Annotated in this window: 4 protein-coding genes; all 4 read left to right on the plus strand. The window is 44.2% G+C overall.

All coding sequences use genetic code 11. The features are described from left to right. The first annotated feature begins 60 nt into the window (after positions 1-60). The 4 genes from AAGC65_RS01730 (at position 61) to AAGC65_RS01745 (ending at position 13,752) form a co-directional block, all read left to right on the plus strand. On the plus strand, positions 61-8,592 hold the full coding sequence (locus tag AAGC65_RS01730) for a putative Ig domain-containing protein (RefSeq protein WP_343110676.1): 8,532 nt from the start codon (positions 61-63) through the stop codon (positions 8,590-8,592). Between the two features lie 117 nt (positions 8,593-8,709). Next, positions 8,710-9,195: a hypothetical protein gene (locus AAGC65_RS01735; protein WP_343110677.1), complete on the plus strand. Its 486-nt coding sequence runs from the start codon at positions 8,710-8,712 to the stop codon at positions 9,193-9,195. A gap of 4 nt (positions 9,196-9,199) precedes the next feature. Then, positions 9,200-13,327: an RHS repeat-associated core domain-containing protein gene (locus AAGC65_RS01740; RefSeq protein WP_343110678.1), complete on the plus strand. Its 4,128-nt coding sequence runs from the start codon at positions 9,200-9,202 to the stop codon at positions 13,325-13,327. Between the two features lie 5 nt (positions 13,328-13,332). Beyond that, entirely contained in the window at positions 13,333-13,752 is a 420-nt protein-coding gene (locus tag AAGC65_RS01745) for a hypothetical protein (protein WP_343110679.1), read from the plus strand. Positions 13,753-14,265 lie beyond the last annotated feature (513 nt).

Here is a 14,265-nt window from a genome sequence, read left to right on the forward strand (position 1 = left end):
ACCTTTATGTTGAACATCCAAAAGAGAAAAATCCACGTCAAGAGGGTTATTACCCTTTTTATGCTTTTTACGCTGCTTAACCAGATGTTTGCGCCAGTGGTGGCTTATGCTTTAACCGCCGGGCCGACTGCACCAGAAGCGACCAATTTCGAACCAATCGATACCACGGATATGGTGAATCCATTAACCGGAGGTTTTACCTATAGCCTGCCATTACTGGAAGTGCCTGGCCCGGAAGGGGGATACCCGCTGGCGTTGTCTTATCATGCGGGTATCCAACCGAATGAAGAAGCTTCCTGGGTGGGTTTAGGCTGGTCACTGAATCCCGGCTCGATCGCCAGAAATGTCAACGGATATCCGGATGACTGGAGCGGAGGCGGCGGAACAATGCTCAATAATTGGGCTGGACAATCCCAGTCAACTTATTCTATAGGTGTTAACATCGGTTTTACGGGAACCCCTGCTTCTGTAAATTTTGGCTTGTCATTCTCCCAGGACACTTACCGGGGATTTGGTGTCGGCGGCTCAATGGGCGTAGGTGAAAGTTTTGGGCCCAAATCACCATTGGGAATTGGCGCGCAAATAGGGGTTTCTCCATTTGGTGGGGGATATGTAGGTACGAACCTCTTTTACTCAGCGGGAGCTATTGGAGGTACCGGTTTGCGAAGCAGTGTAAGCGTTGGTTTACAAACCAATTTTCAAACGGTAAGCGGCACTTTAAGCGGAGGAGTTAGCACTTCCGCCAGCTCCGTACTTGGCGCATCCCTGAGTACTTCTAATATCAAACCCTCCCTCTCGGTTGGGGGTGGAGCGATTGCCTCAGTAAATGATGCAGACAAGGGCAAAATAAGTACATCGTCTAATGGCTTTTCCGTTCCGATTCCGATTACTCCGGGCGTAAGCATCAGTTTAGGTTATCAGCATGTGAGATATTGGTCAAACACCAGTAGTAATTTTACCGCTAACGGGGTAATAAATAACCGTTCGTCCATTAACGCTATCGCCGATCTAAACACGACGGATGATGATAACTATTCCCTGCTGGATCCGGTAAATTCGAACGTTATCGACAATCCTGATCCCTTAAAACAGTTAGGCGGAACCTACCCCAATTTTGACAATTACAGCGTTACAGCCCAAGGTCTCGGAGGGAATATGCGCCCCTATGCTTTTGCAACTGTATTGTTTAATCAGAACAGGAAAAATAATGGTGATCAAAGTAACGATGTGTATGGTCAGAATATTTCCTCAAGCGCAGCACCTCCGACACTCGGTAAAAAATGGCAGTTCCGCTTTCTTAACGATCTTTCCAACTCTTACCGGCAGGGGCAGCCCTGGAGCGCCGATCAGAGCTATAATTTTGACGGAAATCCGCAATATGGGAATAATGACGGGACTTATGGGTACGATGCTACCACCAACCGTTTAGAGGGAACGAATCACATAGAATATTTCACCAATGCGCAGATTATCAATAAAACAGCGGCGCAAAGAGGCTTTATCGATTGCGATGAGACCGGAGGATTCAATCGGGCTGATTTTAACCTGCCCAATCAGATAGGGGGGTTTATGATCACCAATGCCAGTGGCGTTACTTATCATTACGCTTTACCGGCCTATAGTAGCCAGGAAGTAGTCTATACGCAGAATAAAGATGGATCAAACACGAACACGTTAGCTAAAAATACACCTTATGCCTACACGTGGTATTTAACGGCGATAACCGGACCCGATTATGTTTCCAGAGGGACAGCCGGTATGATCAGCAATAATGATTGGGGTTACTGGGTGAAATTTGTCTATGGAAAATGGACGGATGGTTATGAGTGGAGAACACCCGGCATCGGTATGAAGGCTGACCTCGACAACAGGTTCCTCTCCTGTTCTTCAGGTGTAAAGGATGTTTACTACCTGGATGCCGTTAAAACCAGGACCCATACGGCTTTGTTTGTGAAAGATCAACGGCCTGATGCCAGATCCTACGGTAATTCCAGCGGCGTTCCTACAACAAGTGCTGGTTATGATGGATCTTCCGTACAGTCCTTGGAACTCAATTCTATTTTACTATTAAAAAATGATCAATTTAACGCTACAATTTCAACGATTCGGGCTACGGGGAACCTCATCGGTACCGGTGCCAATTCAACTAATGTCATTGATATTTCGGATATCAGTCAGCTGGCAGAGTCCCTTCCGCCAAAATGCCTGAGAAAAATCGCGTTTAATTACGATAATTCGTTAAGCCCCGGCGCACCCAATAGTTTTACATCTGACAATAATCTTAGGAAACTGGGAAAACTGACTTTGCTATCGGTTGATTTTCAGGGGAAGGGCGGGATTCCCATGACGCCGCCTATGCAATTTCAATATGATCTGGATTCTTCGGATCCGGTTAATCAGGGGAATATATTCATTACACAGGCGCCTACCAATCAGGCGGGGACCAATCAGCCGGGCATGATCCAGGTCAAAACAGCCAACCGGTTTAGTGTCGGTGATATCCTGACGTTTCAAATCTTAGGGTCAACCTATTGGTGTACCTTATTGTCAACTTCAGATGGCGGTAGTACCTTTAAAGTTTTATTTTTGAATAATTCTCCGGGGCCTACGAGCATTTTTACGCTTTTGGATGTTCAAAAGACAAAAAATCCCCCTTTCAATTATGATGCTTACGATAATTGGGGATGCTACAAGTCAGATTACGTTCCATCGCCAACGGGCAATCAAAATTTATCCCGCTTTACGACCCCGATATCCAACAGTTCAACGGACGTGTGGTCACTACGTAAAATAGCATCAAGCATCGGCGCGGAAATAGCGATAAATTATGAGGGCAATACGTATAACCGATCTGTTCTGAATAAAAACAGATCTTTAGTTATGACGTCCTTTACCCGGAATGGCGTTAATGATTACACGTTTGCGATCAATAGCGAAGGATTGGATATCAATACGATCTATAAAAACGGCGATAACATTAGTTTCGTTCTCTCGAAGGCCGTTATACAGAATCCTTATAATATCACGAATCCGGTCATCAACGCCGCAAGTGCTATCAATTCAGAATCATATTCGACAAAACCTGTTATTGAAAGTATAAGCGGCAATAGTATTACGGTCAGAATTGACCCCAAAATGGATGCAGATATACAAAGCGTGAACGGCTTTCAAATACTTAATGAAGCACAGGGAACGTATGTTCCTACAAATTCCGGAAACAGCATCGCAGTTATATTGAGCGGGAACGCCGTAGCTAACGGAGCTACGCATTTTTATGGGGGGGGGATCAGGGTCAGGGACCTGATAACAGATGATCTGAATGGTTTTGTCAGTAAGAGTTCTTTTGATTATACCATGCCTGGAAATCAGAACGGAGATACTTTCTCATCGGGTATTACTTCTTATGAACCCCTTGTATTTGATATCACAAGTGCCTTCACGGTACCTCAATTTAATTCCAAGGCCTTTACATCCAATAACAATTATCCGGACCCTATTTTAAAAAAGGAGCTATATAAAAACGAGAGTAAGTTACTGGCTATAGCCAGGGAGCTGCCATCTCCTGGGGTGATGTACGAATATGTGACGGTGAGAGATTACAGTGTCCTGTCCAATGGGGTAAGTGTTCCGGTGGATGGGAAAACTACCTATCAATACGAGGTTTTTAAACCGGAAATGATCGGCATTTATGATTATAACAACCAGGGGCCGGTAAATATCGCACCGCCTTACCCAGCGCTTCCATCTATTAACGGGATCTCAAGTTTTGCCAAGGTTCAGGCGAAGAAGGATCGGTCGATTAAAGATTACACGAGTCGGATAGGGAATTTAAAAAGGGTGATCACGTATGACAATAACGGTAATAAGCTGACAGAAAAGATCAATCATTATCTCCACGATGACCTGGGTAACACCACTTTTCAAAATCAGGTCTCGGGCTATGAGCCGCGCCTCGCATCGTACAATGGCGTCAGCTATAATAGTATGGGCGTGATCAAGGAAAGATATGGGAACGTGCATTTGGTTTATAACAGCTCCGCGCCTGGAGTCAATTATTATTCAAGTGAGTTAATGTTAAGCGACAAAGAGACGTTCCCAACCATCCAAACCGGTACGACACAGATCGATTATAAGAATGGAACCCGTATGGACCAAACCAATCTGGCTTACGATTATTATACAGGTGCGGTTACCAAAACATTGACGTCGGATTCTTATGGCAACCGCTTCGTTAATCAGGTTACACCGGCCTACGCTGCGGGTAACCGTACTGCTTACCCCGCACTGGGGCTAAAAACGCATGATGATGTAACTGGTGCCGTTCAACATAAACAAATGCTCACCCAGCAGGCGTCCAATTATACTTTTAGTGTTGACAATAATAATACACCTATTGGCGTGGTGACGGCCTCGGTACAAACCTGGTCGAACACGATACCGGTTACAGATCCCAATGAAAACGCGGTTGCCGATAATTCGCAATCCAACATTTGGCGGATGGAGAAAAGTCTCTCCTGGATGTCTTCAGGAAGTTCTGCTAATAATCTAACACCTTATTCTTCGTTTGTAGACTATTTTGCTTCAGGAGGCAGTAGTAATGCGTCCTGGAAAAAAACAAGTCAGATCACCCAGTATAATGTTTATTCGGCGGCTCTGGAAGCCAGTGACATCAATAATAATTATGCTGCCACCCGGATGGGTTATAACAGCAGTAAAGCTTTGATCACCGGCGGACCTGCAAAATATAATGAGATAGCTTACGCCGGTGCAGAAGATGCCTTACTGAGCAATGGCTATTTCAGCAATAACATCAGCAAAGGCGCCGGAACAATCGTCGTAGATTCCACGAATGCCCATACCGGTACCAATAGTTTGCTTGTAACCGCCGGCAATAACGGGTTTACCTATAGCGTTCCCGTGGCAAAACTTAACGCTGCGCAAAATTATCACGTTTCCGTATGGGTGAAGCCCGCTACTGGAAGCGGTTTTAACCAGGCCCAGTTATATTATACGGTAAACGGCGCTACAGTTACACCGACCCAGACCTATTCTAAAACAGCGGCCAACTGGTGTCTGTTGGAAATGACGGTGCCGTCTTCAGCAGTCACCGGGACTACGTTGGTTGTGGGTTGTAAAAACGCGTCTGCGGTCAGCATGTATTTTGACGACTTTCGCTTTCAACCAGTCGCTGCGTCTGCATCTGCCTATGTATACGACAATAAAAACGGGGAGTTGACCTACATTTTGGATAACAACAATTTATTTACGCGTTACCGTTACGACGCTATAGGCCGTCTGATCAGAGTATATAAAGAAGTATTGGGTAAAACAAATACCCCCCTGATTAAAGACATCAGTTACAACTATGCAAAAATGTCTGGATTCTGCGCTGTGCCTCCGGTTGATCAACCGCCAACCTCGTCTACCGGCGCAGGGTCATTTGTTACCCCTAACCCGATGGACAAAGAATGGAAGATGGAGGCGCCGCCAGGATATACGATGGCGGACGATGATGGTACAACGATCAACGCGGGTAAAAAAGCCGGATTAAACGCCGGACGGTTCGCCTACTTCTCTACCGCGGGTACCGTGGTTCCGCTAACCTATATCAACGGTACACTTACGTTTTCGGCCAAAGGAAGCGGGACGATCGAAATACAGTTGCTTTCAACCAGTAATAATAGCATTCAGGCGCGTAAAACCTTTACGTTGACTTCTGCATTCCAGAATTACAGCTGGACAATCACCAATCTGTATCCGCAGGTGGAAATGATCGCGGCGATTATGGTGAACGGCGGAAATTCATCGCTTCAGGCCAGTGTCCAGTTCCAGAACAATTTTAATCTGAATCTAACCCAGCTGGGATTAGGTACGACCTATACCCGGTTCAGAGCTGATGAGACATCGATGATCGGAAACGCGGAAAAGAATTGGTATGGATGGAGTGATCAATACAATGCACCGAGAAAAAAATACCTGCAACACTCTGCATATGCCAGAATGCGGTTCCAGACCTCGGCAACGCATATAGCGATCGAATATGTACGCGATTTTTACGATAAACGGGTCGTGAACCTGTTTCCGGTAACGCAGGTACAAAATAACACGGTATGGGATGCCAATGGCAATGTTGTCGCTGGTGCGGGATCGGTGAGCACCTACACGCAGGTAACAGGAGGACAAGTCTATACCATTTCCGGGTTACTGACAACCAATCCGACCATCGTCTGGTATCGTAACGGTAGTCCTTTAGGCGCGCCGACTGCTTTAACGAGCAATACGCCTGCCGGCCAGCCGCCTGTCTATCAGGTCACCGCGCCTTCGAATGCCACGAATATGGGGCTATTGGTGCAGAATAAAAATGACAGCTATAAAGCCTACTTTAACTGCATGGTCCAGCAGGGAACAATCGGAACCGCGACACCACTTGATGGGGTGATCCCATCTGCCTATATCCCTTTTTCCGGTTATACGCCATCTCATATATCCGGGCCCGCGATCTTTATCAACGGAACATTATACAAATATTACCAGGTAGAAGGAAATGATATCGCCAAGGTGATCCAGTTTGTGGCAGATGATTTGCCGGCCGGTGATAAAACAGTGGAAGTCATGATGCCGGGGCAGGGAACCTACCTGCCCGCTGACCCTCATACCCGTAGGGCCGGTACTTATTTACGGGCGGTATATTTCCCGGGAACGACTACAACCCAAACTACAACCGCCAAGCCGGGCAGTATCGTTTATGTGCACGACTCGATCTTATCGGGTTATAATATTTCAAATGACGCCCAAAATAACGTGTGGATGATGGCTTTACAGCGTAATCCAGCCTATGGATTTCCGGGTGAGGTATTTTCCGAAGGTTATGCAGGGAGGATTTTGAATACGGATGTGGCGACACCGGAACTTACCACGACATTTGCCGGCAAATTGGCCTCTTTCGGCGTAGACAAATACTGGTTTCAGGTTGGTGTAAACGATTTCGGTTTTAATACGCCTTTACCTGTATTTTACACCCAGTATAAATCATTGATTGAACAATTGAAAGCCTTACGGCCCAATGCCAAAATATACATTCAGTCGACAGGGCCGGAGTTTTATGAAGGAGGGAATGGTGAAACGGTAGCGGACGATGGTCTAACGTCAAATGGTCCATCAGCCAACGATTTCAGGGATGTACAGCGTGCCATCGCCACCTCCCATTCCTATTGTGAGTATGTAGATTTTGAAAACCTATTTCCCGCAACTATCAATAATTTGTCGGACGGAATACATCCAACGGATGCAGGAAATGCGCTTTACGCAAATGGTGTGAAAAATAAGAGCACCTTATTAGGCACGGTGTTGCCTGTGTTACCGCTGGCGTTCTACCGGGCTTCAACACGGCATATGGTCCAAACTGTTCCGGGTATTTACACTATAACGGCTACAGGCGGGAAAGCACCATATACATTCAGCAAACAAGCGGGGACACTACCTGGCGGATTGACCTTCAACAACGACGGGACGATAACCGGAACGCCAGCGTTAGGTGGCAGCTTTCTGATGAGTGTGAAGGTAACCGATGCCAATAACAATTCATCAACACAGCAATTCACCCTGAATGTAGACCTGCTTCCGGCGGTGACTGTTGGGCCTCAACACATCATCAATGCGCAGGTTAACGTGCCTTACTCCCAGTCCTTTATTGGATATTATGGCTATGGTCCATATACCTTTTCTATTACTTCAGGGAGTATCCCGTCCGGAATGTCATTTGACGGAGCCACCGGAATCCTTTCCGGTACACCGCTTTCTGTAGGTACGGCTAGCTTTACGGTTTCCGCGACCGATCATTATGGCTTTCGGGGAAGCTCAGATTATACGTTGGTTACCGGAACAACATCACCACTCGGATTAACGGATACTTTTAGCGTAAGCGGGACTGTAGATGCGAATAATCACCTTTGGGTTACCGGTCATTTAAATGACATTTACCCGCAGACCGTGTTTTCTTATGTTGCGGCTTATTTTACCCCTTCCGGTGGTAACCAGATTTATTTGAATGGTAATAACGTTAATATAGCTGTTGGGCAGAAAGCCAGTTCACCTGTGGATATGGGCGCTATGGGACTTTCTCCGGGAAGTTTTTCGATCCGGTTGGTGAATGGAGGAATTCTGCCCTCAGCCATCGATAATGTAAACATTGGGTATATCGCGACGACCACCCAGTCACTTACCACCACAGCAGCTTCACCCCAGGAACAGTTTACGATCACTTTAAAGGTAGATGGTCAGGGACATTTGCTGGTAACCGGACACTTGCCTCATCCAGCTTCCACAACTATTTTCTCCGCGGTAGGCGTTGGGGTGACTGAAAATGGCCTTTCGAATTACTTCCCAGGTCCGGCGGAGGGCGTCACGATCAGTGCAGGTGCGCTTGATAGCCAGCCCGTTGATTATGGATTTATCAAAGCTTTGCCCGGAACCGCTTCGGCCAGAATATTTATTGGGGGTGTGAGCCCGACGGCAGATAGCGGATATGTGATCAATTTTGCTCCAACGACAGACGTGAGTTTATTTATACCTGAACCATCCCCACCATTTTAATATTTCAATAAGATGAACTTAATATCATATATACGGAAATGCTGTTGCCTGGTATTCTTTACCATTCCAATAACATTATTTGCTCAAAAGAAAACGATTGAACAAAGAGTAGATTCTATGAAGCAGGCATTTAAAAAGATGGATTCCGTCAGACGGCAATCGGAGCCTAAAGATACGGTGAAGAATTTGCTGACCAAATCGCCCCGGGAAATCATTTATAGTCCGACGAAAACAGAGTTCCTGGGAATCAAACAAGTGTTAGCGGAAGTTGTCCGTTTCCGGCACACGCGTTATTTGAATTTAACCGTAAAAGCAGCGCTTGCTCAACCGGTAATGGTTAACGAGCAAAACAAGTTATACATCGTCTCCGCAGGACAGATGATAAGCTTATCCAGTATAGGGAGGACAGGATCAAAAGGGACAGAAAAGCGCAATGTCAACGAGCTCCAACTTGTTTATAGTTTGCCCGAAGATGACTTCAAACTGTTATCGAGTCAGAAAGTAACGTCGGTTAAGATAGATTATGATGGGGGAGAGTGGGTGTTAAATTTAGACGTTGAAGGTTCTGAAAAAATAAAAAAAATATGCATGCAAAGCCGTTAAACTTATGATTTTTAAAGATAAATTTTCCAGGATAACTGTTGGTATTTGCATGGCTGCGTTAGTCGGCGTGTTGAGTACTTTGAACGTTAAGGCCCAGGACTGCGATAAGAATTGGATCCTAACACGGACTTACGACGAGAATGGTAACGAGATCGCTACCCAGAAAGCTTTTTTCGACAATAATGGAAAATCGATACAGACCCAGGTAAAGAATGAAAGCACGAGCCAGGTGCTGGCTACCCAAACCTTATATGATCTGCAGGGAAGAGGCGTGTTAAATACTTTAGCAGCGCCTATCAATAATTCGATCTTTAAGTTTTCCAATAACTTTATGACGGCTGGAACCAGGCCCTATAGCTATCTGAATTTCGACGGAGATCCATCCAATACGAATAATCCATTTGCGAAGGTAAATTCGCCTGATGTACTCGATAGTAGTGAACCTGGTACCTTGGGTTGGTATTTCAGTAATAACAATACCCTGGAACCAATGGTTGGTATAACAGGTTTCCCTTATAGCCGGAGCGAATATTATCATGATGGTACTGGCGGAGCAAAACGTTCTTCAGGGATAGGCGACCAGTTAAAAATGGGAAGCGGACATGAGATCCAGAGTAGTACTTTTCCGGTACAGCATGAACTGGACAATTATCTGGCCATCCGCAACCAGTTTTTTCCATCTGCGACAGTGGGAGCCGCTCCAGCTACGCTGGCCGGGCAGGCGTTACAATCAGTGTCTACCGATCAAAATGGAACCGGTATGTTATCCGTCACGGATCTTTCTGGTAAAATGAGTTTAATGACGGGCAGGGCTGACCCTGGCGGATATTTGACTGTTTCAAACACGATAAGCATCAGTAATCAACAGCCATTGTATAGCTTTACAGCCGCAAATACCACTACTGGCACGTCTATTAATAGCTTAACCATTTCTTCTCCCTATATAGTAAATGTTGTTTCTTTAAATGACCATGATGGTGTCTCATGTGGATGTGTAGCACCTGATTATACAGGCATTGGAAATAGTTATAATTACAGTGGCACGGATCATAATTCGTACAAAATCACTTCCGGCTATCCCTTCACTGTAACAGAAAACTTATTTATCTCGCCCTTGCAAAACCCGATTGTTCCTTTGTATGATCAAGCGGAAGGACAACTCGTTGAACCGTCAGGTACATCCATGCAATATTTCCGACTGAACGCAACTACACCTGTGACAATAACAGGTAGTCAGTATTCATTATATAATATGACCACGGAGGCTGATATTACCTCAAGTTTTACCAGTGGTGGTTCATTACCGGCAGGATATTATAAGTTAACAGCCAATCCTGCTCCAATAACTGGAGCGAACCCGACCGGAACGAGTAACGTTACGCTTTCTTACACTAATAAGTATGCGGATATCAGCTATAATTATTATAATCAAAAAGGTCAGTTAATCGCGAGTATCGCGCCGAATGGTGTGCAGCAATTGATACAAAATGGTTATGGTAGTTATACATCAGCAAGCCAGCTTCCCTTCATTACCTCATATCAGTATGACTTGCAAGGCCGACTGATCTCTACTTCTACACCTGATGAGGGCACTGTGCAATTTGTATACCGTGCTGACGGGAAGATCCGATTCTCCCAAAATGCATATCAAAAAGTAGCTGCCAATGCGGGAACTGGTAAAGCCGAAAAATTCTCCTATACCAACTATGATATCTCCGGACGTCCGTTGGAATCAGGGGAATATGCTGTAACCAGTGCAACATTTGCTGGCTTGGCAGGCAATACTGCATTACTCGAAGCAACCGGGACCTCTGCTGATTTAGCCGGAGCGACGAAGCTTTCACAGGTTAACACCTATTATGATTTGCCTGCAACCAACTTAAGTCTGAGTGGTTATATCCAGGATGCGGACTTTTTGAAAGGCGCAGTGAGTTTTACCACAAACGCCAATAGCAGCACCTGGTTTAATTATGATGATCATGGCAGAGTAATATGGATGGTGAAGCAGATTACAGGTTTAGCGGGGTACAAAACGGTGAACTACACCTACAACGATCAGGGGAATGTAAGTGTGGTAGAATACCAGCGAGGTACCGCTTCCGAACGCCTGCTGCATTACAACACTTATGATGCTGATGCGAGACTGATTAATGTGCAGACCAGTACCGATGGTGTTAATATGGTGCAACAGGCGCATTATTATTACTATCTACATGGACCTCTCAAGCGTATCGAACTCGGAGACCAACTGCAGGGGCTAGATTATGTTTATACTCCTCAAGGCTGGCTTAAGGCGATAAACAGTCCCACCGGTGACGCGACAAAGGATCCTTTACAAGACGGGGCATCCAATAGCTTTGCTAAGGATGTTTTTGGCTTGCAACTCGAATATTTCAATGGTGACTATATGCGCAACGGCAGCAACGTAGCGAGCATTATCACGGGATCAACCAACTATTTTAATGGAAATGTAACTGGGATGAGCTGGCAAAGTAATAAGCCGGCCTCAGTGCTAAGCGCTGACCCGACCATCCAAAATCCCACGATGTATGCGTATACTTATGATCCAAAATACCAGTTCAACAAGTCGACCTGGGGGACACCTAATTTCAGTACCGGTGCATTTAGTCCGGCAACCAAATTTGCTGAAAATGGCATCACCTACGATGCAAATGGGAATATACAAACACTGCAGCGCACAGATGGGAACGGAGCGTTAAGTGATAATTTTTCAAAATACACTTATACCGCAAATACGAATAGGTTGGCAAGTGTAGGAAGCACAGCTAGTCCCACGGCCTTTGCAGCCTATACATATGACGAAATAGGACGTTTAAAGAGCGAAATACAGCCAGGTGCTACTGGTATCAAAGTGTATCTTCAATATGACGTAACGGGCAAGGTAACCGGTATCTACAGCGATGCGGCTATGACTGCACCTGTTAGTACTTATGCTTACGATGAAACCGGCAATCGCATCAAAATGGTAAATTCGTTAGGTACTACCTATTATGTATATGATCCTTCAGGCAATGCGCTGGCTATTTATAAAGCTACCGCAGCTCTGCCAACACCGGCCCTTGCCGAGCAACCTGTATACGGCAGCGATAGGCTCGGCACTTATTTTAAGTCGGCATCGAATTATGTATATGAAATCAGGGACAACGTAGGTAGTGTACGGGTTGCTATAAACCGCAACAAAGTTGGCGGCCAGGCAGATATTATACAGTACAATGACTATTATCCTTACGGGTTTATTGCCCGTAAAGGTGGGATTGGTTACCATTATGAATACCAGGGGCTATATGCTGAAAAAGATCCAATTACAGGGTTTAATAACTTTGACTTGCGGTTTTATGACAGTAGGATAGGTCGGTGGTTGAGTGTTGATCCTAAAGGGCAGTATGCCTCTCCATATGAAGGTATGGGGAATAACCCGGTGATTGGCATTGATCCGACAGGTGGTTACAATCCAGTTTATGATACAGATGGTAACTTTTTGGGGACAGATAGTAAGGGGTTACTAGGCCATGCCATTGTTATGAATGCTGAAGATTTCACTCAGGGTATGGATCATCAAACTGCGTTGCGTATGGATTTGGGACTGTCAAGCTTATCCGAAAATGCTTTATACAGAGAGAGTACTCATTTTAAAACTATAGCAACCAGGCCGGATTATGACGGTATAGTTACAGCTGAAGAAGGTATCGCATGGGCGAAAAGTCATCCCAATCTGGGCTTAAATGTAAAAAATCAGATATATACTAAAGCGACTCCGGATGATTATCTTTATTTAGATGCTGCTGAATTAGATTTCGGGACAACCAGCATTAGTGATTTTATAAAAGGTATGAATGTTGAGACGCCAATTAATCTACTTTATCGCTTCGATGGGAGCGCTTCATCATACAATACGACTTATGCGTTAGGCCGAACAACGATGACTTTACTCGATCCACAAGGACATGTTACAGTAAAAAATGGTCCTGGAAATAATTATGATTGGGATTATGGTGGTGGTTTAATAAGAAATATGCTCCTTTATCAAGAAAGGGCAAGACACGGAATCAACAATACAATGGGTTTTCCAATTTCTATATATGGTGTTGGACGTTTAAATAATTATAGATAAAAAGTATGAAAACGAAATTCTTAATTCTTAGTTTTATCTTATTTACGGTATCCTGCTCTTCTTTAGATATTTTTGGGTATAAAAATTTAGGTAATCATTATTTTATTTGGGAGGGAGATCATTATAAATATTCGATTATTTGGACTCCCGACGACAGTCATGCAAAAGTAGGTGGAGCGTTAGTTATTGGGGACGTCGTGAAATATGATTATAACAAAACATACATAATCGCAAAGACAACGGAGTACAAAATCTCTAACGATTCGATCAATAAATTTTGGCTGATCAATAAAAGCAGATTTGTGGATACCAGTAACAAAAACTGGGATGGTATCTTGACAGGTCCGCTTGATTCTCTTGGGTTGATTGAAAAAATGCGGCAAAATAAAATTGAATTGAAGTTGAAAGATGTGTCTTCCCATTGACAATCAGAATGCTGGTTAAGAACCCAGCAAGGTGTCTTTTCTTCTTTCAAAATGAACTTTTTTGAGCTTATGGATTAAATCCTTTAAAAGTCTATTAAAAATATTAATCGTTCATGAAATTCATACCAAAGATATGGTTGCTGATTGTATTTGTAATAATTGTTATTTTAACGACGATTTATAGACACTATAGTTTAAATAAAGCTTTAAAGAATTCAACACTGGTTGTCGGAACCGTGAAACGATTTAACACGCTTCATAGCGGCACGGAAGTAGTGGTTAATGTCTTATATAATGACCAAATTATTCATATTAATTATGTTACGTATACACTCGATAGTTTAAAGTTAAATTCAAAGGTAAAGTTTCTTGTTTCTAAAACTAACCCTACGAATTATTATAAGTACATCGGTGTGTTGCCATAACAGATCTGATAACCACTCCATTAAGTCAAGCTTCTCATCAGGTATGATTTATTAAAAATTGTTGTTATAGATATATAAGATTTTATAA

Source organism: Mucilaginibacter sp. (assembly GCF_039207105.1).
GTDB lineage: Bacteria > Bacteroidota > Bacteroidia > Sphingobacteriales > Sphingobacteriaceae > Mucilaginibacter.